This is a genomic window from Sediminibacterium sp. (genome assembly GCF_051861365.1).
Lineage (GTDB): Bacteria > Bacteroidota > Bacteroidia > Chitinophagales > Chitinophagaceae > Sediminibacterium.
Window position 1 is genome coordinate 16,995 of the sequence record NZ_JBHYCW010000029.1, and the last position, 22,907, is coordinate 39,901.

24 protein-coding genes are annotated in these 22,907 nt (G+C 40.2%); 13 read left to right on the forward strand and 11 right to left on the reverse strand.

Annotated elements, in window-relative coordinates; genetic code table 11:
* Positions 1-58: 58 nt before the first annotated feature.
* A complete protein-coding gene (locus tag ACTIEV_RS12420) occupies positions 59-706 on the forward strand; it encodes a hypothetical protein (RefSeq protein ID WP_322196715.1) in 648 nt (215 codons plus the stop codon).
* Between the two features lie 106 nt (positions 707-812).
* On the opposite strand, the gene ACTIEV_RS12425 is transcribed toward ACTIEV_RS12420, so the two are convergent.
* From ACTIEV_RS12425 to ACTIEV_RS12450, 6 genes are all read right to left on the reverse strand, one after another.
* Positions 813-1,070 (reverse strand): acyl-CoA-binding protein, encoded by a 258-nt coding sequence (locus tag ACTIEV_RS12425; RefSeq protein ID WP_322196714.1) that lies wholly within the window; start codon positions 1,068-1,070, stop codon positions 813-815.
* A gap of 18 nt (positions 1,071-1,088) precedes the next feature.
* Positions 1,089-1,859 carry a hypothetical protein gene (locus tag ACTIEV_RS12430; protein WP_322196713.1) on the reverse strand — a complete coding sequence of 257 codons (771 nt, stop codon included), beginning with the start codon at positions 1,857-1,859 and terminating at the stop codon, positions 1,089-1,091.
* Complete coding sequence (locus ACTIEV_RS12435) at positions 1,856-2,221, reverse strand: dihydroneopterin aldolase (RefSeq protein WP_322196712.1); 366 nt, start codon at positions 2,219-2,221, stop codon at positions 1,856-1,858. The genes ACTIEV_RS12430 and ACTIEV_RS12435 overlap by 4 nt, the downstream gene beginning before the upstream one ends.
* A gap of 129 nt (positions 2,222-2,350) precedes the next feature.
* Positions 2,351-3,298, reverse strand: a complete 948-nt coding sequence (gene trxB, locus ACTIEV_RS12440) for a thioredoxin-disulfide reductase (RefSeq protein ID WP_178889801.1) — start codon at positions 3,296-3,298, stop codon at positions 2,351-2,353.
* 77 nt (positions 3,299-3,375) lie between these two features.
* Positions 3,376-4,257: a DUF4249 domain-containing protein gene (locus tag ACTIEV_RS12445; protein ID WP_322196711.1), complete on the reverse strand. Its 882-nt coding sequence runs from the start codon at positions 4,255-4,257 to the stop codon at positions 3,376-3,378.
* Between the two features lie 90 nt (positions 4,258-4,347).
* Positions 4,348-5,205, reverse strand: a complete 858-nt coding sequence (locus ACTIEV_RS12450; protein WP_026770093.1) for a sigma-70 family RNA polymerase sigma factor — start codon at positions 5,203-5,205, stop codon at positions 4,348-4,350.
* 369 nt (positions 5,206-5,574) lie between these two features.
* Here ACTIEV_RS12450 and ltaE point away from each other — a divergent pair, with 369 nt between their 5' ends.
* The 3 genes from ltaE to ACTIEV_RS12465 are packed head-to-tail and all read left to right on the forward strand — an operon-like array spanning position 5,575 to position 8,790.
* On the forward strand, positions 5,575-6,588 hold the full coding sequence (ltaE, locus tag ACTIEV_RS12455) for a low-specificity L-threonine aldolase (protein WP_322196710.1): 1,014 nt from the start codon (positions 5,575-5,577) through the stop codon (positions 6,586-6,588).
* Positions 6,589-6,641: 53 nt separating this feature from the next.
* Positions 6,642-8,300: a glucose-6-phosphate isomerase gene (gene pgi / locus ACTIEV_RS12460; RefSeq protein WP_322196709.1), complete on the forward strand. Its 1,659-nt coding sequence runs from the start codon at positions 6,642-6,644 to the stop codon at positions 8,298-8,300.
* A gap of 1 nt (position 8,301) precedes the next feature.
* A complete protein-coding gene (locus tag ACTIEV_RS12465) occupies positions 8,302-8,790 on the forward strand; it encodes a GNAT family N-acetyltransferase (RefSeq protein WP_322196708.1) in 489 nt (162 codons plus the stop codon).
* A gap of 211 nt (positions 8,791-9,001) precedes the next feature.
* Here the strand turns inward: ACTIEV_RS12465 and ACTIEV_RS12470 are convergent, their stop codons facing one another.
* Both ACTIEV_RS12470 and ACTIEV_RS12475 read right to left on the reverse strand, forming a co-directional pair.
* The gene (locus ACTIEV_RS12470; RefSeq protein ID WP_322196707.1) at positions 9,002-9,451 is read right to left on the reverse strand and encodes a DUF3276 family protein; all 450 of its coding nucleotides are present in this window, start codon (positions 9,449-9,451) and stop codon (positions 9,002-9,004) included.
* A gap of 222 nt (positions 9,452-9,673) precedes the next feature.
* A complete protein-coding gene (locus ACTIEV_RS12475) occupies positions 9,674-11,494 on the reverse strand; it encodes an ABC transporter ATP-binding protein (protein ID WP_322196706.1) in 1,821 nt (606 codons plus the stop codon).
* Between the two features lie 115 nt (positions 11,495-11,609).
* Here ACTIEV_RS12475 and ACTIEV_RS12480 point away from each other — a divergent pair, with 115 nt between their 5' ends.
* The 3 genes from ACTIEV_RS12480 (at position 11,610) to secDF (ending at position 15,724) form a co-directional block, all read left to right on the forward strand.
* The gene (locus tag ACTIEV_RS12480) at positions 11,610-11,936 is read left to right on the forward strand and encodes a hypothetical protein (RefSeq protein ID WP_250685482.1); all 327 of its coding nucleotides are present in this window, start codon (positions 11,610-11,612) and stop codon (positions 11,934-11,936) included.
* Between the two features lie 52 nt (positions 11,937-11,988).
* Complete coding sequence (locus tag ACTIEV_RS12485; protein WP_322196705.1) at positions 11,989-12,459, forward strand: FKBP-type peptidyl-prolyl cis-trans isomerase; 471 nt, start codon at positions 11,989-11,991, stop codon at positions 12,457-12,459.
* Between the two features lie 193 nt (positions 12,460-12,652).
* Entirely contained in the window at positions 12,653-15,724 is a 3,072-nt protein-coding gene (gene secDF / locus ACTIEV_RS12490; RefSeq protein ID WP_322196704.1) for a protein translocase subunit SecDF, read from the forward strand.
* 71 nt (positions 15,725-15,795) lie between these two features.
* On the opposite strand, the gene ACTIEV_RS12495 is transcribed toward secDF, so the two are convergent.
* Positions 15,796-16,140: a HesB/IscA family protein gene (locus tag ACTIEV_RS12495; RefSeq protein ID WP_322196703.1), complete on the reverse strand. Its 345-nt coding sequence runs from the start codon at positions 16,138-16,140 to the stop codon at positions 15,796-15,798.
* A 77-nt stretch (positions 16,141-16,217) separates the two neighbouring features.
* The gene (locus ACTIEV_RS12500) at positions 16,218-16,616 is read right to left on the reverse strand and encodes a hypothetical protein (protein ID WP_322196702.1); all 399 of its coding nucleotides are present in this window, start codon (positions 16,614-16,616) and stop codon (positions 16,218-16,220) included.
* Between the two features lie 201 nt (positions 16,617-16,817).
* Here ACTIEV_RS12500 and ACTIEV_RS12505 point away from each other — a divergent pair, with 201 nt between their 5' ends.
* The 3 genes from ACTIEV_RS12505 (at position 16,818) to ACTIEV_RS12515 (ending at position 19,512) form a co-directional block, all read left to right on the forward strand.
* A complete protein-coding gene (locus ACTIEV_RS12505; RefSeq protein ID WP_322196701.1) occupies positions 16,818-17,321 on the forward strand; it encodes a hypothetical protein in 504 nt (167 codons plus the stop codon).
* 73 nt (positions 17,322-17,394) lie between these two features.
* Positions 17,395-18,948 (forward strand): acyl-CoA mutase large subunit family protein, encoded by a 1,554-nt coding sequence (locus ACTIEV_RS12510; RefSeq protein ID WP_322196700.1) that lies wholly within the window; start codon positions 17,395-17,397, stop codon positions 18,946-18,948.
* A gap of 9 nt (positions 18,949-18,957) precedes the next feature.
* Positions 18,958-19,512: a GNAT family N-acetyltransferase gene (locus ACTIEV_RS12515; RefSeq protein WP_322196699.1), complete on the forward strand. Its 555-nt coding sequence runs from the start codon at positions 18,958-18,960 to the stop codon at positions 19,510-19,512.
* A gap of 91 nt (positions 19,513-19,603) precedes the next feature.
* On the opposite strand, the gene ACTIEV_RS12520 is transcribed toward ACTIEV_RS12515, so the two are convergent.
* Complete coding sequence (locus ACTIEV_RS12520; RefSeq protein WP_322196698.1) at positions 19,604-20,026, reverse strand: YqaE/Pmp3 family membrane protein; 423 nt, start codon at positions 20,024-20,026, stop codon at positions 19,604-19,606.
* 97 nt (positions 20,027-20,123) lie between these two features.
* On the opposite strand from ACTIEV_RS12520, the gene ACTIEV_RS12525 reads away from it, so the two are divergent.
* From ACTIEV_RS12525 to ACTIEV_RS12535, 3 genes are all read left to right on the forward strand, one after another.
* On the forward strand, positions 20,124-21,641 hold the full coding sequence (locus ACTIEV_RS12525; protein WP_322196697.1) for a serine hydrolase: 1,518 nt from the start codon (positions 20,124-20,126) through the stop codon (positions 21,639-21,641).
* Between the two features lie 25 nt (positions 21,642-21,666).
* The gene (locus tag ACTIEV_RS12530) at positions 21,667-22,482 is read left to right on the forward strand and encodes an amidohydrolase (RefSeq protein ID WP_439516587.1); all 816 of its coding nucleotides are present in this window, start codon (positions 21,667-21,669) and stop codon (positions 22,480-22,482) included.
* A gap of 63 nt (positions 22,483-22,545) precedes the next feature.
* Positions 22,546-22,812 carry a transposase gene (locus ACTIEV_RS12535; RefSeq protein ID WP_439516588.1) on the forward strand — a complete coding sequence of 89 codons (267 nt, stop codon included), beginning with the start codon at positions 22,546-22,548 and terminating at the stop codon, positions 22,810-22,812.
* Positions 22,813-22,907: the final 95 nt, after the last annotated feature.

The following is a 22,907-nucleotide window of genomic DNA, read 5'->3' on the forward strand; positions in this document are numbered from 1 at the left end:
AACCCATTTATTCATGCAGCGTTGGTAATAATTTTCTTTTCTTTGAAAAAAACTAAACATGAGAAAATTAGTAGTACTTCCTTTGTTACTGGTTTCCTTGATCGGTTATGCACAGTTTCAAAAAAATGATAGATTATTAACCGGATTTATAGATTTATCAACAAATAAGACTAGTAGCGTCAGTTCTGCTGCTTCTAATTCAAATTTTGGTACCGGATTTAGTATATCAGCATCTAAATTTAGATCGGATAGAAAGTTCAATAGTTTGACCTTGACTTTCAATCATAATGTTACCAAGCAAAATCCTGCCAGTAATATTGAGAACAAGCAGATTCGAAATGCAATTGGCATTGGTTTTGGGCACACTATTTTAACGCCACTTGCACAAAGGGTATACCTTAGTTTTCCTTTTAGTTTTGGAACCACCATTGCACGTTTTGAATCCAAGAATAACAATCAGATAGCGAATAAGGCCAATAATTTCAGTATCGGTGCATCTGCAACGATCGGTATCGTATACCTGACCAAAAAGAAATGGGTGTTTTCAGCCAATATGGGATCCTTGGCAGGTATTCGTTTTGATCATGGAAAAACATCTTCCAGTACGGGGAATGAAACCAAGTCGAATGCTTTTAATATTTATGGAGGAGCATTGGGAACTGCATTCAACAATATGAGTATTGGGATTGGATACCTTATTAAATAAGAAATAAGAAATTAGAAACAAGAGACAAGGGACAAGAAACAAGAAAGAAACAAGATATAAGAGACGAGAAAGAGGAGATGTATGTGCTGTACATCTCCTCTTTTTTTTAGCCTTTTAATTTTTCTACTAATGCTGCGTATTGCTCCATGGCAGTTTCTTTTGTCATTCCTTTTAATTTTTCCCAGGCCTCATGTTTGAATTTAGCAACGAAATCAAAGGGATTTGATGGACCGGTTTCTGTATTATCACCCTCGGTAGCTTGCTTGTACAGTGAATAGAGTTGTAATAAAGTTTCATTATCCGGCTTCTCAGATAATGTTTTGCTATTGGCAACAGCTGTTGTGAAACGTTCCAGTAATGACATGAGATTGTTTTATAGATTTTATTGAATAGCTTCTAACATTTTTGCTCCTTCTGCCTTGATCGCCGGATCATCTCCTGTTCTCACCGGCAATTTAACCAGCTTATTGAGTACTTCGATTGCTTTTGCAGGTTGTCTGGCTTCTTTGTATGCTTTTGCCAGATCTAAATAATTCAAAGCGAAATAGGGTTCTAAAGTTTTGCATTTCTCCATGTGAACAATGGCCTTTTCTAAATCACCGGATGGTAGTCCACCATACAATAATTTTACAGCCGCTTTTTTCAATCCCGATAAAGTTACCATTTCATAATGCCATTTACCCAATGTGTAATTGGCTTTTGCGTGATCAGGATTAATAGTCAAAGCTTTATCAGCATACAGCTTAATGTCTTTAACAAATGCAACGATCTGTTTATTCTCCGTTTCGATATCGGTCATCCTACCTGCTATCATCGCCATGGCATAAGCGGCATCAGCATGATTGCTGTCGGCTTGCCAAGCTCTTTTGGCATACGATAATGCGGTTTCATAAAACAAGCGTTTATTGTTTTTATCTGCTTGCCTACCTCCGATGGATGCACTCAGTTCTGTTGCTTTTACCAAGGCTTTTAGATTGGCCGGGTCTTGTGTAAGCACCAGTTTGTATTTCTCTAAAGCTTCATTTTCTTTTTGTACCCTTTCAAAATTGGAGGCTTCTTTGAATAGTAAATTGATATCTTGTGCCTGAACTGTGAAATACTGCACTATCAACAAACAAAAACCCATCAGTTGTACAATATGCGCTCTTTTCATTGAATATCTTTTCGGTGAATGATCAGCGAAACACCCGTTGAACCCTGAAAAGCCGGTATTGGCGGATGTAGTTTTTTGATCGCAATGGTCACTGTTTCTGCTAGAGAAAATTGTGCCAGAATGGCCAATGCGATCTCCGATGCTACAGTTTCCAATAAAGGCGTAGCAATCGACATTCTTTTTTGAACTAAGTCATGCAATGCAACATAGTCAATCGTATCCTCAATCTTTGTAATCGGATATTTGGAAGGACGATAATCAACCGATACATCTACCAGAAAGTCATTACCCAATACCTTTTCTTCGGCATAAAGGCCATGGTAGGCGTGGATGATGACTTGATGTAGATGGATTGAAAACATGGGAGAAAATAAGAAATAAAGAATAAGAAATAAGGAATAAGAAATGAGAAAAAAGAAGCAGGAAATACCAAATTGGATTTTGAGTTTTACTTTCTGATTTCTTATTCCTTATTTCTTATTTCTCTGTTTTTATGCTAGTCCTTTTGCGGTCAGGTATCTTTCTGCATCCAGGGCTGCCATACAACCACTGCCTGCTGCTGTTACAGCCTGGCGGTAGTTTTTATCCTGTACATCTCCTGCTGCAAATACGCCTTCCAGATTCGTTTTGGTGGTACCGGGTACTGTTTTAATGTAACCCGTTTCATCCATATCGATCCAGCCTTTGAAAATATCACTATTGGGTTGGTGTCCAATCGCGACAAAAAATCCATTGATTGGAATTTCTTGTGTTTCCTGTGTTTTGTTGTTCTTGATACGAACACCTTCCACTTTTTTATCACCTAAAATCTCATCTGTATCCGTATTCCAATATACTTTGATATTGGGAGCATTGAGTACACGATCCTGCATCACTTTACTGGCGCGCATTTGATCTCTTCTCACGAACATGTGAACCGTAGTGCATAGTTTAGATAAGTACAAAGCTTCCTCAGCTGCCGTATCACCCGCACCCACAATTGCCACATCTTTTCCTTTGAAGAAAAACCCATCACAAACCGCACAAGCACTTACGCCAAAACCATTCAATCTTTGCTCACTTTCCAATCCCAACCATTTGGCAGAGGCACCCGTACTGATGATCACTGCATCGGCTTCAATCCATTTCTCCTCATCGATCTCTACTTTATAGGGTTGCTGACTAAAATCAACTTTTGTTGCCAATCCGTAGCGGATATCTGCTCCCATTCTTGCTGCCTGCTTTTCAAAATGCACCATCATCTCCGGACCTTGAATGCCTTCAGGATAACCGGGATAGTTTTCTACTTCTGTGGTAATGGTCAATTGTCCACCTGGTTGAATACCCTGGTATAAAACAGGTTTCATATTTGCACGGGCTGCATAAATAGCTGCGGTATATCCTGCCGGACCGGAACCAATAATCAATACATGTACTTTTTCTGTTGCTTCACTTGCCATACTTGAATTTTTATATTAGACGAACAAATTTATTGAACCCTTGCAGTTTCCGGGTTTCGTTTTTACACATATGCTCCTTATTTGGGGATAATCAGGGTTCTGTATTGTGCTGCATAACCACAAAAAGCACCCAAAGCATTGTTACTGATATTTCCAATCACCTTACCGGGAGAAGAAAAGGGATTACCCACAGATTGCAAGTTGAATTCCCAGGTTCTCCAAAAATCATAGGTCGATTTACTGATATTGCAAAGTTTGACAGATACTGTATCCCCTTTTTGAAAAAAACCATAAGTCTCAAAATCTACATCTTCATTTCTGTTCACACCTCTGTCTACTTGTATCTCATAGGTCTTTCCATCAATAATGTTATCGTCGAAGACACTGTTGAGTCCGGGTAGGAATGCTTGGCTATTTTGACGGGTAAAATATCGGATATAATTTCCCAATCCGGGTGGATCTTGTACCCTTGCCATCAATACTACTTTTTTCGGATCGTCATTATTGGGTGCGGGTTTCCACCAGATAGAGTCCATCGTTTTTGTTAACAATGGAATGCTTGTTTCGCTTGTATAAGAGAGTCCATTGACGTTGATCAATAACTTGTAGGTTTTCCCAAATTGCCCGATCAACTGAGGGGTTACTTGTGGGTCGGTACTGTAATAATAAAATCGATTACCACTTGTATCCTTTATTTCAAACTCTTTGAGTGGGTAAATGGTATTTCCTTCCTGAATGCTTACCGTGGCATTTCTTACATATGAGTTGGCAAGTTCTGCGGAATCTATTGTGGTAAAGAAGTTCAAGGATTTACTCAGTACGACAATGGGTGCTCGACCATTTTCAATTTCTGCATCCACTACTAATCGGCTGTCTTTATTAACAGGTGTAATATTGATTTCTCTTTCACAGGCGGTCAAGAAAATACAGATCCATACAAAAATCAGGTTCCGAAACATGCTGCAAAGGTATTTCAGTTTATGTTAAGACTATATGAAACAAAAAAGCCCTTTCCGGGTTGGAAAGGGCTGGTCATTTTCTTTACAATTTTATCCCAGATAAGCTTTTAATGCGTTGCTGTAACGCGCTTTCTGAAGACGCTTGATGGCTCTTTCTTTGATCTGTCGGATTCGCTCTTTGGTAAGATCATATTTCATACCAATTTGCTCAATGGTTACCCCATTTTCACCATCCAAACCAAAATAAGCGTTTACGATCTCAGCTTCTCTCGGACTCAATGATTTCAATACACGGCGAATTTCTTCACGCAATGAATCTTTCATCACATCATCGTCAGTGTCATCACTACCTTCCAATAAATCGCCCATGGCGACATCTTCTGCCTCGTGAACCGGAGCATCTAAGGATGTGTGACGGGTGTTACTTTGGAAGATGTTGTTGATCTCGGTTTCACTCATTTCCAGGATCTCAGCCAGCTCTTCGGTAGAAGGCTCACGCTCATGTTCCTGTTCGAAAGCCATATAGGCTTTGTTAGCTTTGTTATAGGTGCCAATTTTGTTTTGAGGCAGGCGGACTAATCTACCCTGCTCTGCCAACGCTTGTAAGATGGACTGGCGAATCCACCATACGGCGTATGAGATGAATTTAAAACCCTTGGTTTCATCGAAACGCTGGGCTGCTTTTATCAAACCGAGGTTACCCTCGTTGATCAGATCGCTAAGAGAAAGGCCCTGGTGCTGGTACTGCTTAGCTACAGATACCACGAAACGTAAGTTGGCCTGCACCAATTTGTCGAGTGCTCGCTGATCACCCATTTTGATACGCTGAGCCAGTGTGGTTTCCTCTTCGGGAGTGATCATCGGAATCTTTGAAATCTCCTGTAAGTACTTTTCAACCGCCTGCGAATCTCTGTTGGTAATCTGTGTTGCAATTTTGAGCTGCCTCATGGTGTGCTATTAACTGTATTATGATAAACGACTATTAGACCCTGAATGTTGTATAAAAGCTGTTGCTAGATTCGTTAAAATTGATAGCAATGGCTCTTTCAGAAGCGTGCAAAAGTACGAAACAGCCTTTGAATATGCCAGTTTTTGTGGAAAAACTTGCATAAATGGGCAAAAATATCCCTCTTTGTTCGCAAAATATTGATTAAAATGAACTGATTTACAGGTATTTATGACAATTTATTCACATTTACTCCAGTTTTCAGAAGCATTGATGATTCTGCAGCCATATTTTCAGGATACAATGTCCACCCCTATTAATAAAGTTTTTCAGCCAGATATATGTTTCTTCTCACACAGTATCTTTGAGCCATGATCGATTTTAGGAGCGACACCGTAACCCGACCAACCCCAGGGATGCTCAACGCCATGTATAATGCCCCAGTTGGGGACGATGTTTTTGGAGAAGATCCCACCATTAATCAATTGGAATATTTTGCCGCTGCACTTTTCGGGATGGAAGCAGCCATTTTTTGTCCCAGTGGCACCATGACCAATCAAATTGCCATTAAATGCCATACCCAACCCGGTGATGAAGTGATTTGTGACCATTTATCGCATATTTATCAATATGAAGGTGGTGGTATTGCTTTCAATTCCGGTTGTTCGGTAAGGTTGCTACAAGGCGATAGAGGTCGCATTACCGCTGAACAGGTTTTAGGGGCTATTCATCCTGATGATATTCATAAACCTATCTCCACGCTGGTATCTCTGGAAAATACTGCTAACAGAGCCGGTGGTAGTTGTTATGATTTTCAAGAGATACAATCCATTCGTAAAGTTTGTGATGCGCATCAATTGAAATTGCATTTAGATGGGGCCAGACTATTTAATGCACTGGTAGCTAAAAATGAAACTTGTAAACAATATGGTGAAGTGTTTGATACCATCTCTATTTGTTTGAGTAAGGGATTGGGTGCACCGGTGGGCAGTTTGTTACTTGGACCAGCTGCATTTATCAAGAAAGCACGTCGATTTAGAAAAGTATTTGGTGGTGGTATGCGTCAAGCCGGTATGTTGGCAGCTGCGGGTTTGTACGCGTTGGAACATCATGTGCAACGCTTACAGGAAGATCATCAGCATACTCAATTGTTAGCAGATACGTTGCAACAAAAAGATTTTGTGGGAGAAATACTGCCTGTTGAAACCAATATCGTTATTTTTGAAGTCAAGGGTAGATTCACCGCAGCAGATTTGGTGACCACACTCAAACAATCCAATATTCTTGCCTTAGCCATATCACCAACACAGATAAGACTGGTGGTGCATTTGGATATTACCCCCGCAATGATCGAAACAACCGTTCAAAAGATCAAAGCATTATAGACGATTGTTATTATAAGCCAGAAGAATTAAAGAAAAAAACGAGCAAGCAAGAGATGTTACCTAAAATCAATCCCACCAATACACAGGCATGGTTTTTATTGCAGAAACACTATGAGGAAGAAATGAATCGCCGACACATGCGCGATCTTTTTACTGCTGATGCCGACCGTTTCAAAAAATTTTCTATCCAGTTGAATGATCTGCTGTTTGATTATTCAAAAAATATCATCAATCAAAAAACATTACAGTTACTTCTGCAATTGGCAGAAGACTGTAAACTGAAAGATGCGATCCATGAAATGTTTGCAGGGATAAAGATCAATGAAACAGAACAAAGATCTGTACTGCATACGGCTTTGCGCAATTTCTCGGATACCCCTATCCTAGTGGATGGAAAAGATATCATGCCTCATGTACAAAGAGTACAGGCACATATGAAGTCATTCACAGAAGAAGTTCATGGTGGAAAGCATAAGGGCTATACCGGCAAGAAAATTCGCTTCATCGTAAATATTGGTATTGGCGGTAGTGATTTGGGTCCTGTGATGGTAACAGAGGCGCTCAAACCTTATTGGAAAAAAGGCATTGAAACCTTTTTTGTGAGTAATATCGATGGTACACATATTAGTGAGGTTTTGAAAAAAGTTAGACCGGAAGAAACTTTATTCCTGATTGCTTCCAAAACCTTTACTACGCAAGAAACCATGACCAATGCACATACTGCAAGAAAATGGTTTCTGGAAACAGCCAAAGATGAAAAACATATTGCCAAACATTTTGTGGCATTGAGTACCAATGAAAAAGAAGTAACAGTGTTTGGTATTGATAAGCACAATATGTTTGAATTCTGGGATTGGGTAGGCGGAAGATATTCTTTATGGAGTGCTATTGGATTATCGATCGCATTGACCATCGGATATGATCATTTTGAACAACTCTTAAAAGGTGCTTCGGCAGCCGATGAACATTTCAGAAAAGAAAAATTCGAAAAAAACATACCGGTATTAATGGCGCTATTGGGCATTTGGTATACCAACTTTTTTGGTGCACAAAGCGAAGCCATACTCCCCTATGATCAATACCTGCACCGATTTGCGGCCTATTTCCAGCAAGGAAATATGGAGAGTAATGGAAAAAGTATTGATAGAAGCGGAAATCCGGTGAACTATGCAACCGGACCTGTGATCTGGGGAGAGCCCGGTACCAATGGACAGCATGCTTTCTATCAATTATTACACCAGGGCACTCCTTTAATTCCCTGTGATTTTATTGCACCTGCGATCAGTCATAATCCGATTGGAGACCATCATCAAAAATTATTATCCAATTTCTTTGCACAGACCGAAGCATTGATGAATGGAAAATCTGAGAATGAAGTGAAGGTTGAATTGATGAAAGACAATAAGTCGCAAGAAGAAATCAAGAAAATTGCTCCATTCAAAATTTTTGATGGCAATAAACCTACCAATTCTATTTTAATCAAAGAGATCAATCCATTTAACTTAGGACAGCTCATTGCATTATACGAACACAAGATATTTGTGCAAGGTGTTATCTGGAATATTTACAGCTTTGATCAATGGGGTGTTGAGTTGGGTAAACAATTGGCCAATCGGGTATTACCGGAACTGGCAGATGAATCCGTGATTAGCTCTCATGATAGTTCTACCAATGGATTGATCAATGCTTACAAAGTATTTAGAAAAGCATAAGATGGAAGAGATCATTATTCGTCATATTCAGCCCAAGGATAATGCTGCCATGGCCAATGTGATCAGACGATCACTTGAAGAATTTGGTGCCAACAGACCCGGTACAGTATATTATGATGATAGCACTGACCATCTGTATGAATTATTCCAGGCTGCTCCTTTGAGTGAATATTTTATTGCCGAAAAAGATGGGATCTTATTAGGCGGTGCCGGTATTTATCCTACCGACGCATTACCTGAAGGCACTTGTGAATTGGTGAAAATGTATCTCACTCCTTCTGCTCGTGGACTGGGTTTGGGCAGAACCATGATCGCCAAATGTTTGGAAGCAGCAAAGAACAAAGGATTTAGTTCCGTATACCTCGAAACCATGCCCGAATTAAAGAAAGCTGTCAGTGTCTATGAAAAATTCGGCTTCACCTACCTCGATGGTCCCATGGGAAATAGTGGGCATAATGGGTGTGATATATGGATGATAAGAAACATTTAAAGAAGGATCAAGGATCAAGCAGACAGGGTACAAGGAAGCTACAAGCTACAAGCCGCAAGGCTTAGTATAGTATCTATAACTCTTGATGCTTGTGGCCTGTAGCCTGTAGCTTTCTTGAATCTTGTGCCTTTATTCTTGATCCTTTACAACCAAAACCAACTGCAAAAAAGCCGATCATCGATCGGCTTTTTTGCAGTTGGTTTTGGTTGTTTTACCATTTGTCTACTTCTTCAGAAGCAGTGGTTGATGCAGCAGCTGCGTCGGCAATAGGTGTTGGCGCTACAGCTACAGGATCCGGAGCCACCACTTCTTCTACTTCAGCTTCAGCGGTATAACCGTCTGGCTGACCTTCAGCACCTTCTGCATCATCATATTCATGATTGAATGCGTCGAAATCAAAATCAGGCATGAGATCTGTCTTTACATAATCAACGGCTTCTCCTAATGCTTTGATGAATTTGTTGAAATCTTCTTTGTACAGGAAGATTTTGTGTCTGTCATAACCATTGTTATCAAAACGCTTACGGCTCTCGGTGATGGTGAGGTAATAATCATTTCCGCGAGTAGCCCTTACATCAAAAAAATAGGTTCTTCTTTTACCAGCTCTGATTCGCTTGCTGTAAACACTTTCCATTTTTTTGTCGTTGTTCTCGTACGCCACAGTTGTTGTTTTTTGGTTTTCAGATTTTTTATGCCTGACAAATATAGGGATGTTTCGGAATTGGCAAAATTTTCAAAAAACTTATTGGGACTAGGTTTGGGGGAAGAAAGTTGACGGTTGATAGTTGACAGTTGACAGGATAAAGAAGAAAGTTGACAGTTGATAGTTGACAGTTGACAGGATAAAAAGAAACTCCTTCTGTCAACTGTCAACTATCAACCGTCAACTACCCTCTGTCAACTGCAATCGGTACAATTCGGCGTAGTATCCGTTTCGTTGCAATAATTCCTCGTGTGTACCTGATTCACTGAGCTTGCCATTATCAAGTACAATGATCTTATCAAATTTGAAACTGGTGAATATTCGGTGGGTAATGATGATGGCGGTTTTATCGTGTAAGTATTGATAAAGATTGCTAATGATCTCATATTCTGTCTTAGCATCTACCGCACTCAAACAATCATCAAAAATAACGATCTCCGGGTCTTTAATCAGTGCACGGGCAATGGATATTCTTTGCTTTTGTCCGCCACTCAATGTTACGCCCCGCTCTCCTATCATCGTATCATAACCATTACTAAATCCCCGGATCTCTTTATGTACGCTGGAAAAGGAAGCAGCTTTTTCTACTACGTCTCGTTCTGCTGATGCTGATAATCCAAAGCTAATATTGTCATGTACCGTATCACTGAACAAGAATACATCTTGCTGTACATAGCTGATCTGCGAACGCAGTTGCTGTAGCGGAATATTTTTGATATCCTTGTTTCCTATTTGTATGCTGCCCTCTGTTGGATCATAAAATCGCAGCAGCAATTGTGCTAGTGTAGATTTACCGCTCCCGGTTTTCCCCAATATCAATACTTTTTCACCCTGTTGAATCGATAAATTGAATTGTTGTATTGCCTGAATACCTGTATGTGGATATGTAAAAGAAAGATCTCGAATCACAATATCTCCTCCCACTTTCTCTTGCTGTTTTTCCACCCCATTGTCCTTGATTGCAGGCTCTGTCAATAAGAATTCATTCAAACGTTTTTGCGAAGCGGCTGCCCTTTGGATCATGCTGGCTGTCCAACCAATGGCACTTACCGGAAAAGTGAGCATATTGATATAGATCACAAACTCAACCACCAATCCAACCTTACTCGGATCTTGTAAGGCCTGAATACCTCCAATAAAAATGGTGACCAGTGTGCTAATGCCAATCATCAAAGCCATACTGGGGAAGTAAATGGCTTCCACTTTGGCCAATCCAATAGCATTCTTCTTATAAGATTCACTATTTTTCTCAAAAAAGCCCATCATGGCTTTCTCTTGTACAAAAGATTTGATCACACGGATACCGGAATAAGACTCCTGCGCATTGGTGGTTAAATCTGATAGTAAGGCTTGAATCCTTTCGCTTTTTTTGTTGATGATACTATTGACGATATAAATCGTTATTGCCAAAACAGGTAATGGAGCTAAAACATATAAGGTCAGGGTTGCATCTTTTCGAAGCATGTTTACCACGCAAAAGCTGATCAATGTAATCAGGTTGATGAGGTACATGATGGCCGGACCGGTATACATTCGTACTCGACTCACATCTTCTGTCATTCTACTCATCAGATCACCCGTGCTATGGGTTTTATAGAATGACGTATCTAGCAACTGGTAATGATTGAATATTTCATTTTTCTGATCATATTCAATATGACGACTCATGACAATAATGGTCTGACGCATTAAAAACATCAGAACGCCTCTTAATATTGCCAATAATAATATAGTGATACTGCATATGGCTACCAACCAGCCAAAGCTGAACTCGGAGGAACTCACCCATTGAATAAAGAGCGTAACCAAGCCATCGTCGGTATTCTTGAGTGTGGAAGCTTTAGCGCCCGGTAATTGTTGCTGCACTTGATTTACCACAAAACCGGTGATCTGTGGAGCCAGCACTGCAAAGTAGTTCGATAGTACTACAAAGAGCATCCCGAGAAAGAATCGGAATCGATATTTCCAGAAATATTTATTGAGTGCCGAGAGATGCTTCACGAATGACTGACTTTAGAACAAAACTACAAACAGAAACACTGGTAATCACTCATTTGTTACAAACGGGTCGATAGAATATCCCGATGGCAATACGATGATTCTTTATTTTTGTGGCATGTTGAGTAAAGAGGAACTTGATTTTTTGGAATACTGGGAGAAGAACAGCTTGCAACAAAAACACAGTACACGTCCATTCATGATCGGACTCTCAGCTGGGTTTGTACTGGGTATTAGTTTGATTGCAGTGGTTTTTTCGGGCTGGTATGAAAGAGCCAATATGGTAGCAAACTCCAGATTAAGTTCCTTTGTTTTTTTATTGGCGATACTGGGTATATCCTTTTTTATGGCATTTGTGTACCGAAAGTTTCGTTGGGAAACCAATGAGCAGCGATACCGGGAGTTACTGGCCAGAAAAAAAACACTTGAAAAAAAAGAAGTATAAGCAGCCCCACGGGCTAAAAAATGGTCTTAACCGTTAAACAGACGATCTATACATGAAAAGTGCCTTATTGTTATTGAGTTTAGGAATTGCCACCCTTTTTATTGCTTGTGGGAAGCAGGACAAAGGATGTGAACCTATGACACCTGCATCAGAAAAAGCGGCAATGGCAGCTTTTTGTCAGGCGAATGGCATCAATTTTACAGAGCATTCGAGTGGTATTCTCTATGAAATCATAGCTCCTGGTTCAGGAATAACACCCACCACCAATAATCTTATTTATGCAGTGTACACAGGTACGCTTTTAAACGGAACAGTATTTGATGCAAAAGCCAATCCGGTTGAATTCCCTTTGAGTGGAGTGATTGAAGGTTGGAAAATCGGTATTCCTTTAATTAAGAAAAGCGGTAGGATTAAAATGGTGATCCCATCTGCTTTGGCTTATACATGCATTGGAAGTTCCAATGGTTCCATTCCACCGAATTCACCACTCTTTTTTGATATCACCCTAACGGATGTAAAATAAATAATGGGTCTGGCGGGCTCATATCCCGTCAGACCATCCATTTTTGGTGTTGTCGAATCTGATGAACCCCTTATCCAACAAGACTTTCTATCGATTTTATTCCCCAAAAGCTTCAAACTTGGCGGAACTGGTAAATTTCATTACCATTCCCCTATCTTTGCCGCTCTAAAATTTTTTGAAAACCCTTACCGATATGCAACTGAAAGGTTTAGTGCGATTTTTTGCGATTGCCCTGATTTTAATCTGCCTCTACCAGCTATCTTTTACCTGGTTTGTACGCAGCCACGAAAAAGCCATGGATGAAAAGGCGCAAGCCTGGATCAACCGCTTCCCAACTCCGGAACAAAAACACCCCGGTAACAAAGAGTTACAGGCGATCTACGCCGACAGCCTTTCTGTAGTGAAAAAAGAAAGATTGCAGCGTTTGCTCGACAGTACCAAAGAAACCAAACTGGCTTTTGGCTTAACCACTTATCGTCGCGCTAAAGAAATGGAACTCATGCTGGGTCTGGATCTTCAGGGTGGTATGAGTGTAACCATGGAAGTAGGTCTGGATGGCTTGCTTAAATCACTAGCCAACTTTACCAAGGACCCTGTTTTCAACAAAGCATTGGAATCAGCGGTGGCACGTAAAGCCAATAGCGGTGCAAACCTGATCACCTTATTCCGTGAAGAATACAAAAAATTGAATCCTTCCGGTAACCTGGCTCCTTTCTTTGCTACCCGTAGTAACGGTAAAGTGAAATTCGATGCTTCTGATGATGCAGTAGCGAATTACCTGAATGATCAGGCTACCGCTGCATTCAACAATACCTTCCGTATTTTACGTACACGTATCGACCGCTTTGGTGTGGCATCTCCCACTATCAATCCTGATCCTGCTAAAGGCATCATCAATATTGAATTGGCTGGTGTGAATGATAAAGAGCGTGTAAGATCTTATTTACAATCAACTGCCAATCTTCAGTTCTTTGAAGTGTATACTTTTGAAAGTCGCGATTTACAAGAAGGTTTGGTAGCTGCGGATAAAGCAGTGCAGGATTACCTAAATGGTTCAGCACAAACAACGCCTGCTGATACTACTAAGACAGCCACGGCGGCAACTACAACTGTTGATACTACTAAAACAGCTACGATATCCGGTATTAAAAAAGATGCCGGTACAACTATTGCTGCCACAACGCCAAAAGACAGTTTGAACCAGAACCCGATCGCTAGATTGATTCAATTCTCTCAGCCTTATCAAGATCAGGGTGGTAAAGTCATTTATCCTGCTGCTTTGGGTTATATCCAAGCAAAAGATACCGGTACGCTGAATGATTATATGAAATTGGATTTCGTAAAAGCGAAATTCCCATCTAACCTCGTTTTCATGTATGGTAAAACAGAGTCTTCTGATGCCAACATGAAAGATATCCTGGCTTTTTATGCTATCAAAACATTGGATAATGGTCAGGCAGAATTGGAAGGTGATCATATCTCCAGTGCTTCACAGGATTTTGATGAGCGTGGACGTATCGCCATCAAAATGAACATGGATAAAGTGGGTAGCAATATCTGGGCAAAAATGACCACACGTAATGTTGGAAAGCCGATTGCTATTGTACTCGATAATTTTGTCTACTCAGCACCGAATGTAAATGATCCGATTACCACTGGTAATTCTCAGATCAGCGGCAACTATACCTTAAAAGAAGCACAAGACCTGTCTGAAATTCTGGAAAGCGGTAAACTACCAGCTCCGGCTAAAATCGTACAAGAACAACAAGTTGGTCCTACTTTGGGTAGTGAATCTATCAAAGGTGGTGCTCTTTCTTTCGGTATTTCGTTTCTAGTAATCTTTGTACTGATGCTGGTATATTTCAATACTGGTGGATGGGTTGCGAACATTGCTTTGATCCTGAACTTATTGTTTACTATCGGTATCCTAAGTGCTTTAGGCTTTACGCTAACGGCTCCAGGTATTGCGGGTCTTGTACTGACCATTGGTATGGCGGTTGATACCAACGTAATCATCTTTGAGCGTATCAAAGAAGAATTGACCAAAGGGAAAAGTTATCAGGCTGCTGTGAATGATGGTTATAAGCGTTCATTGGCACCGGTACTTGACGGACATATCACAACCTTATTAACGGCCATCATCCTTGCTTACTTTGGATTAGGTCCGGTATTAGGTTTTGCTACCACTCAGATCATTGGTATTTTGTTATCGTTGTTCTGCGGTATCCTGGTATCTCGTCTGATCACCGACTGGTATACCAATAAGAACCGTCACTTTGAATATTTCACCGACTTCTCAAAGAAAATATTCCAGAAAGCAGCATTCAAGTTCATTGAATACAGAAAAGTTGCTTATGCGATTTCTTTGGTGATCTTCTTATTAGGTATTTCTACTTTCTTTAACGGATTTGACCAAGGTGTTGAATTCTCGGGTGGACGTAGCTATACGGTTAAATTCGATAAGCCGGTAAATGTTGAGGAAGTTCGTGATCAGTTGAAAGTAACTTTTGGAGAATCTCCGATTATCAAAACTGTGAACAGTAACAATCAACTCAACATCACTACTTCTTATAAAATTGAAGAAACTGGCAACACCATAGATGCAGAAGTGGAACAAAAATTGTTTGAAGGTCTGCAAAAGCAATTGCCTGCCGGACTGACATTCAAAGACTTTGAAACGAAGTATAAGCAGAGTTCACAAACGGTATTACCTACTATCTCTGATGACCTGAAAGCGGGTGCTACCAAAGCAACCATCCTTGCAGTTTTGGTGATCTGTTTGTATATATTCATCCGTTTCCGTGATTGGAGGTATTCTCTGGGTACTATCTTCTCATTGATGCACGACGTTTTCGTAACCTTGATTGTATTCAGCTATGCTCGTACCATCGTTCCATTCCCATTGGAAATTGACCAGCATTTTATTGCTGCAATATTGACGGTGATTGGTTTCTCCATGAATGATACAGTGATCGTGTATGACCGTATCCGTGAAGACAGTGGACTTATGAAAGGCGTTAGCAATGGTGTGATCATCAATAAAGCGATCAATGAAACATTGAGCCGTACGATCATGACATCTGTAACGGTATTCCTGACCTTATTGATCTTATTCATCTTTGGTGGAGAAGTAACAAGAGGTTTCTCTTTCGCCATGTTGATTGGTGTTCTTACCGGATCATACTCTTCGATCTTCGTAGCAGCTCCAATTCTGGTAGATTTTGCAAAAGACAAACCATTAGGTAAGGCTACTGAAAAGAAATAATCAGTACCTGATAACATAAAAAAATCCCCTTGTTTGAAAACAAGGGGATTTTTATTGTGAAAGAAAAAAAATTAAACGGCAAAAGAAGTACCACAACCACAAGTTTTACTGGCATTGGGATTGCTAAAAGTAAAACCACGACTGTTCAATCCACCCTGCCAATCGACCTCCATACCATAGAGATAGAGTTGATGGCTTTTATTCATGACACAACGAATACCTTCTATCTCGAAATGTTCATCTTCCTCTGTGGATTGATCAAATCCTAATACATAGGTCATACCACTGCACCCCCCGCCCTTTACGCCCACACGCAAGTATTGACTTTGGTCAAAACCTTCCTCGTTCATCAAACGACGTAGTTCATTGATGGCGCCTTCTGTTAAGCTCACAGGTGTACTCGTAATTGTATTCATATGATTGTTTTACAGTACAAAAATACAAACGATTTGAATATTGCCTGTTTTATAGGGTTTCGATAGTCGGAAAACCATTATAAACCACTCTTCTTTCGTGTAAAGAACAAGCTGAGCCTACTCGTAATCTCATCTTCCTGGGTAACGGATTTGCGACTAATCAAAGGCGTGGTATTGACAAATCGAAGTTCCCAGCCACGGTCTTCAAAAAATCCGATCGCCTGGGTAGGTGTACGAAAGTTGATTTTATTACCTGAACTATCGCATAAACTGGTAAACTGGTTGTAATCAGTTTCAATCATCAATCTCGGGAACATCATAATGTTATACGCGGTATTGAGCTGCTGTTCAAAAGATATGGTAATGTTTTTGTAGTCATTAAGCGACTCAGGTAACACGGCTCCTTTGGGAATTTTTTGAGACCAGCTAACTGTACTAATGAATAATACAAAGAGCGTGAGTAGATTTTTTTTCATGTAATCAGATGATTGGTTTAATAATTGATCTGAACAGTCTTTCTAACAGATCTTTTTCCTTTACTCACAACAAATTTTTATCCAGAATTGGATGTTTTATCCGGACCGGTGTTAAGTTGTAGTTAAAGCACAGTTATTGCATTCGTATACAGTTTCCCCATTACTTGTTTTTCTGTCTTATTTTTGTCAAAATTCGACTCCATGCTCGATACCACGATTTTGTTGACGGTTGTGATTGCATTGATGATTGCAGGATTTGCCGGGTACCTTTTTTATCTACAAAGAAAAAATCAGCGAGATGAACAGCAATCGAAAAAAGCCTCCATATCATTACAGTTACAGGCTTATGAACGATTAACCTTACTTACCGATCGCATCGCTTTACCCAACCTCATTAGTCGCCTCGGTAATCCGGATGTTTCTGCGAGTGAAATGCAGTATTTACTGACAAAAAATATCAAAGACGAGTTCGATTACAATATTTCACAACAGATTTATGTTTCCCCGGAAATATGGAATGCCATTCGTAATCTCAAGGAAAACAATTTACTGATCATACATCGTGTAGGTGCATCCATTCCAAGTATGGCTTCTGCGGCTACACTCAATCGTGCTATTCTTGAATACCTCATGCAAGATCCCAAAGCAAATCTTCATGAAGTTGTCAGCGAAGCACTGAGTTATGAAGCGAAGAGATTGTTTTAGGTGAAAACTGAAAGGGCAAACGTGAAATAGATAGCCCTTTCAGTTTTCACTTTTCACCTTTCACCCACTCTTTATGAAAAAAATAACCACCGACAGCGGCATTGAGATCAAAGAAGTCTACTACCCTGCTGATGCACCCCATACCGAGCAGGAAAAGCCCGGACAATTTCCATATACCAGGGGTGTGCAACCGGATATGTATCGGGGTAAATTATGGACGATGCGTCAGTATGCCGGCTTCTCTACCGCTGAAGAAAGCAACAAGCGTTATCATTATTTATTATCGCAGGGCGTGATGGGATTGAGTGTGGCTTTTGATTTACCCACACAAATCGGATATGATAGTGATCATCCATTAGCAGAAGGAGAAGTTGGAAAAGTAGGGGTTGCTATTGATAGTATAGAAGATATGGAAACCCTTTTCAAGGGAATTCAATTGGAACAGGTCAGCACATCTATGACCATTAATGCAACAGGCTTTATCTTATTGGCTTTTTATGTAGCATTGGCAAAAAAGCAGGGAGCAGACCTGAAAAAGATCAGTGGTACTATCCAGAATGATATCCTCAAGGAATATGCAGCCCGAGGCACTTATATCTATCCACCCAAACCTTCCATGCGGATCATCACTGATATTTTTGAATGGTGTAGTAAAGAATTACCCAAGTGGAATACGATTTCCATTTCGGGATATCATATCCGTGAGGCGGGCAGTACTGCGGTTCAGGAAATTGCATTTACTTTAAGCAATGGTAAAGCGTATGTAAAAGCTGCGATAGACAAAGGACTTGATATCAATGTTTTTGGTAAGCGTCTCTCCTTTTTCTTCAATGCACATAACAATTTGTTTGAAGAAGTCGCAAAATTCCGTGCTGCCAGAAGAATGTGGGCTACCATGATGAAAGAGTTGGGCGCAACTGATGAAAAAGCCATGATGCTTCGCTTCCATACACAAACGGGTGGTGCAACTCTCACGGCTCAACAACCATTGAATAATATTTGTCGCGTTACCATTCAAACGTTGGCGGCTGTTTTAGGTGGAACACAAAGTTTGCATACCAATGGGTATGACGAAGCCCTGAGTTTGCCAACAGAGGAAGCCGCACGAATTGCTTTGCGCACACAACAAATTGTAGCTTTTGAAAGTGGAGCGCCTGATACTGTAGATCCTTTGGCCGGTAGTTATTTCATTGAGTCATTGACCCAAGAAGTAGAAGACAAAGCCTGGCAGTTGGTAGCAAAAATAGATGCCATGGGCGGAAGTGTGAGTGCCATTGAAGAAGGCTTTATGCAAGATGAGATTGCCCGAAGTGCCTATGAATACCAGCGCAATATTGAAAATGGAGAAAAGATCATCGTTGGGGTCAATAAATTTCAGGTACAGGAAAAAAATGATACCCCGGTTTTCAAAATTGATGATAGTATCCGTCAGCTTCAAAGCGACAAACTGAAATCACTTAAAGCCAAAAGAGATCAAGCTACAGTAGATGCTTGTCTGCAGGCCATTACCCGGGCGTCACAGACCAATGAAAACCTGATGCCACTGGTAATTGAAGCAGTAGAGAACTATGCAACTTTGGGTGAAATAGCAGATACTTTACGAAAAGTTTTTGGTGAATATCAATAGGTTCATGTTATGTATACAATACAACTGACTAGCAAGCATAAAGAATTAGAAGAAATAGCCGCACTTTCTTCAGCGAATCTTCGCACGATTGTGAGCGAAGCTGAAAAAGCAGAACAAGGCTTTATCACCTGGGAATACAATTTGAAATTGTTACAGGATATGCATGCGATAGCTCCCAGTGTCGTTGCAAAGTGGAATGACGAAGTAGTAGGGTATGCACTTGTAGCCACACATGCCATGTCGGGTGTACATGCAGAAATGAATGTGATGCTGAACAATCTTGCCACTTTATCCTATGATGGTAAGCCCATGAATGACTATAAGTACTATATGATGGGACAGATCTGTATTGCCAAAGAACACCGTGGACAAGGTTTATTCGATCAGCTATATGAATACCACCGCAAAGTTTATCAAGACAGGTACGATATATTACTCACTGAAGTATCTACATCCAACCATCGTTCTCTGAGAGCGCATGAAAGAGTAGGTTTCAAAACCATTCACACTTACCGTGATCATATGGATGAATGGAATGTAGTGGTGTGGGATTGGAGGAAATGAGTAATAGGAAATAGAAAACATGAAACAGAAAATAAGAAAATAAATAGGCTCATTTCTTATTTCCTGTTTCTTATTTCAAATTTCTTATTTTCTAGCCTAACACAACAATCAAAGCATAAATAACCCCCGGTAACCAGAATAGTAGCGTAAGCAAAACACTCAACCAGAATTTACCATTGAGTTCTCCCTGATGAAGTCCAACTGCCAGTGGTGGCAAGATTACACATAAGATGGCCAACAATACCGTATTGGTTTGTACATCGTTACCTGCTTTCTTTGCTGCTTTATATTCTTTGGCAATTTTCTTAACCTCTTTGATCCTGGCTTTACGTTCTGTCCTACTAAGACTTTTAAATTCACGAATGGCATCTTCTACAATTACATCATTCATCACCGGTGTTTGTACTGTCGTTGTTTCTTTTGTCTTCGATGTTCCATCAGTCACATCAATAACACTACTTGTTGCAGTCAAACTGATCACTGCCGCAAGTGAACTTAAAAGGATCTTTCTCATATGTAGAATTTTAGAATTTGAAATTAAACAAAAAAAGCATTCCTTTTAATTTTAATGCATCAAGTATTTATTACCTATTTTACCATCAAATATGGTTATGAAGTTGTTACTCTATACACTGCTTTTTTTGAACTTTTTTCAATCTTCGATTGCGCAGCCGCCTTCTTTTATTGGCGATAGCCTTGATCGGTATATACAAAAAGGAATGACTGACTGGCAAATACCCGGACTGGCTATTTCCATCGTTAAAGATGGTAAAGTAGTATACAGCAAGGGTTTTGGTGAAAGAAATATGGCAACACATGCCCCTGTTACAGAACATACATTGTTCATGATTGCAAGTAACAGTAAGTTATTTACAGGAACAGCCATTGCCCAACTGGAATATAACAAACTACTATCCCTCAATGATAAGATCACTCGCTATTTCCCGGATTTCAAAATGTATGATTCCCTGATAACAAAGCAAGTCACCATCAGGGATATGCTTTCTCATCGTGTAGGAACCAAAACTTTCCAAGGTGATTTTACTTTCTGGAATGGAAAAATTGGACGAAGAGAGATCATGCAGAAAATGCGGTTATTGCAGCCAACCGGACTTTTTCGCCAGGATTTCGGATACTGCAACAGTTGTTATCTCACTGCCGGTGAAATCATTCCGGTCGTAACCGGAAAACCATGGGAAGTATATGTGTATGATAGTTTATTGATGCCATTGGGTATGAAAAACACACATACATTGGTGACCGGAATGAACCAGCGTCCCAATGCTGCAAAACCTTATACCACTGCATTCACCGGTAAAATAACCGAATTACCATATGATCAAGTAGATAACCTGGGGCCGGCAGGTAGTATGGTGAGTAGTGTACATGATCTATCCAAATGGCTCATCATGCAGCTAGACAGTGGACATTATGAGGGTAAAAGAATGCTGCCATGGAATGTGATACAAAAAACCAGGGATATCAATATTGCACTATCGAGTCGAAAGAATGCAAACTCCTCATCTCATTTCACCGGGTATGGACTTGGTTTATTCATGACAGATTATTTAGGTAAACAGGTTTTTTGGCATACCGGTGGAGCATTCGGATTTGTGAGCAATACTTGTTTGGTACCGGAAGAAAAATTAGGTATCGTTATTTTAACCAATAATGATAACCAATCATTTTTTGAAATACTCCGTTATCAAATACTCGATGCCTATCTGGGGGCAGCATTTGTTGATAAACATCTATCAGCTTACAAGCATTTCCGAGATACTGAAAATGCTAAACTTAGCCGTATCAATGCCCTTGATAAACGAGTGCAACAAATGAGTGAGCCTTCACTCCCATTGACTGCCTATCTTGGTAAATACATGCATCCGCTGTATGGAAATATCACTATCACAAAAGATAATCGTGATCTGATGATTCAATTTGAGGGACACCGACAACTCAGTGCAAGATTACAGTATATGGACGATGATGAATGGAGACTTTCATACAGCAATGCTGCATTTGGAATTTTTAAGGTGAAGTTTTTAACACATCAACAAAAAGTAGAAAGCATCGATATTCCCGTCAATGATTTTCTGGAATATGATCCATATACCTTTAGAAAACAGTAACTTTCACTGATCAAAATCAATTTATATGAGATTTTCTTTTTTGGCACTTGCTTTAGGTAGCAGCTTATTCATACAGGCACAGGAATTGCCTAGTTCTTATCCGCAACTGGTAAAAGATATCACACCAAAGCTGGTGGAATGGCGTCGTCATTTTCATCAGTATCCTGAATTGTCTAACCGAGAATTTAAAACAGGTGCGTATATCGCTGATTATTTGAAATCGATTGGTTTAGAAGTAAAAGCGAATGTCGCCAAAACAGGTGTAGTAGCTATTCTAAAAGGTGGTAAGCCAGGCCCTGTTGTTGCTTTAAGAGCAGATATTGATGCTTTACCCGTTACGGAACGTGTCAATATTCCTTTTGCATCTAAAGTAACTACTGAATTCAATGGACAAACTGTTGGTGTGATGCATGCATGTGGACATGATTCACACACTTCTATCCTAATGGGTACCGCTACTATATTGAAAAAAATGCAGGCAGATGTACCGGGCACGATTGTATTTTTATTTCAGCCTGCTGAAGAAGGCGCGCCTAATGACGAAGAAGGTGGTGCATCACTTATGATCAAGGAAGGGGCATTGGACAATCCGAAAGTAGAAGCTGTATTTGGTTTGCATATCAATTCAACCATTCCTGTTGGAGAAATCCAATATAAAACAGGCGCGTTTATGGCATCATCGGATTGGTTTAAGATTGTGGTAAAAGGTCAGGGTGGACATGGTTCCAAACCTTGGAAAGCTATTGACCCCATTGCATCTGCATCACAAATCATTGAAGGGCTGCAACATATTGTAAGCAGACAAATGGAATTAACCAAAGCCCCTGTAGTCATTATGTAAGCTCCCCCAAAGTTCGGCCACTTAAAAGTTGACAGAATTGTTAACTTTAAAAAGGAGGTCGTTATGAAAAAATCAAGATTTACTGAGACACAGATTGTGAAAGCAATCCAGGAACACGAGGCTGGTAAAGATGCCAAGGATATTTGCAGGGAGCTTGGGATTACTACAGCATCGTTTTACAAATGGCGTCAACGTTATGGCGGATTGGATGTAAATGAATTGAAACGAATCAAAGAGTTGGAAGAAGAGAACAGCCGTTTGAAACGCATGTATGCCAACTTAAGTTTAGTGCATGAAGCGTTAAAAGATGCAATGGCAAAAAAGCTGTAACGCCTGATGAGAAAAGCAGCCTGGCTGAACACATGGTGAGCGAGTTTGGTATCAGCCAGCGTCAGGCATGTAAAACAGTAAGCCTGCCACGAAGT

What these genes read in the sequence shown, in the direction of transcription:
- ACTIEV_RS12445 (WP_322196711.1), bottom strand. Translation starts at nt 4,257, where the DNA reads ATGTTTCGGAACCTGATTTTTGTATGGATCTGTATTTTCTTGACCGCC.
- ACTIEV_RS12435 (WP_322196712.1), bottom strand. Translation starts at nt 2,221, where the DNA reads ATGTTTTCAATCCATCTACATCAAGTCATCATCCACGCCTACCATGGC.
- ACTIEV_RS12485 (WP_322196705.1), top strand. Translation starts at nt 11,989, where the DNA reads ATGAAAAGTGCCTTATTGTTATTGAGTTTAGGAATTGCCACCCTTTTT.
- ACTIEV_RS12480 (WP_250685482.1), top strand. Translation starts at nt 11,610, where the DNA reads ATGTTGAGTAAAGAGGAACTTGATTTTTTGGAATACTGGGAGAAGAAC.
- ACTIEV_RS12420 (WP_322196715.1), top strand. Translation starts at nt 59, where the DNA reads ATGAGAAAATTAGTAGTACTTCCTTTGTTACTGGTTTCCTTGATCGGT.
- secDF (WP_322196704.1), top strand. Translation starts at nt 12,653, where the DNA reads ATGCAACTGAAAGGTTTAGTGCGATTTTTTGCGATTGCCCTGATTTTA.
- pgi (WP_322196709.1), top strand. Translation starts at nt 6,642, where the DNA reads ATGTTACCTAAAATCAATCCCACCAATACACAGGCATGGTTTTTATTG.
- ACTIEV_RS12510 (WP_322196700.1), top strand. Translation starts at nt 17,395, where the DNA reads ATGAAAAAAATAACCACCGACAGCGGCATTGAGATCAAAGAAGTCTAC.
- ACTIEV_RS12500 (WP_322196702.1), bottom strand. Translation starts at nt 16,616, where the DNA reads ATGAAAAAAAATCTACTCACGCTCTTTGTATTATTCATTAGTACAGTT.
- ACTIEV_RS12430 (WP_322196713.1), bottom strand. Translation starts at nt 1,859, where the DNA reads ATGAAAAGAGCGCATATTGTACAACTGATGGGTTTTTGTTTGTTGATA.
- ACTIEV_RS12465 (WP_322196708.1), top strand. Translation starts at nt 8,302, where the DNA reads ATGGAAGAGATCATTATTCGTCATATTCAGCCCAAGGATAATGCTGCC.
- ACTIEV_RS12530 (WP_439516587.1), top strand. Translation starts at nt 21,667, where the DNA reads ATGAGATTTTCTTTTTTGGCACTTGCTTTAGGTAGCAGCTTATTCATA.
- ACTIEV_RS12495 (WP_322196703.1), bottom strand. Translation starts at nt 16,140, where the DNA reads ATGAATACAATTACGAGTACACCTGTGAGCTTAACAGAAGGCGCCATC.
- ACTIEV_RS12535 (WP_439516588.1), top strand. Translation starts at nt 22,546, where the DNA reads ATGAAAAAATCAAGATTTACTGAGACACAGATTGTGAAAGCAATCCAG.
- ACTIEV_RS12505 (WP_322196701.1), top strand. Translation starts at nt 16,818, where the DNA reads ATGCTCGATACCACGATTTTGTTGACGGTTGTGATTGCATTGATGATT.
- ACTIEV_RS12515 (WP_322196699.1), top strand. Translation starts at nt 18,958, where the DNA reads ATGTATACAATACAACTGACTAGCAAGCATAAAGAATTAGAAGAAATA.
- ACTIEV_RS12425 (WP_322196714.1), bottom strand. Translation starts at nt 1,070, where the DNA reads ATGTCATTACTGGAACGTTTCACAACAGCTGTTGCCAATAGCAAAACA.
- ltaE (WP_322196710.1), top strand. Translation starts at nt 5,575, where the DNA reads ATGATCGATTTTAGGAGCGACACCGTAACCCGACCAACCCCAGGGATG.
- ACTIEV_RS12450 (WP_026770093.1), bottom strand. Translation starts at nt 5,205, where the DNA reads ATGAGGCAGCTCAAAATTGCAACACAGATTACCAACAGAGATTCGCAG.
- ACTIEV_RS12520 (WP_322196698.1), bottom strand. Translation starts at nt 20,026, where the DNA reads ATGAGAAAGATCCTTTTAAGTTCACTTGCGGCAGTGATCAGTTTGACT.
- ACTIEV_RS12525 (WP_322196697.1), top strand. Translation starts at nt 20,124, where the DNA reads ATGAAGTTGTTACTCTATACACTGCTTTTTTTGAACTTTTTTCAATCT.
- trxB (WP_178889801.1), bottom strand. Translation starts at nt 3,298, where the DNA reads ATGGCAAGTGAAGCAACAGAAAAAGTACATGTATTGATTATTGGTTCC.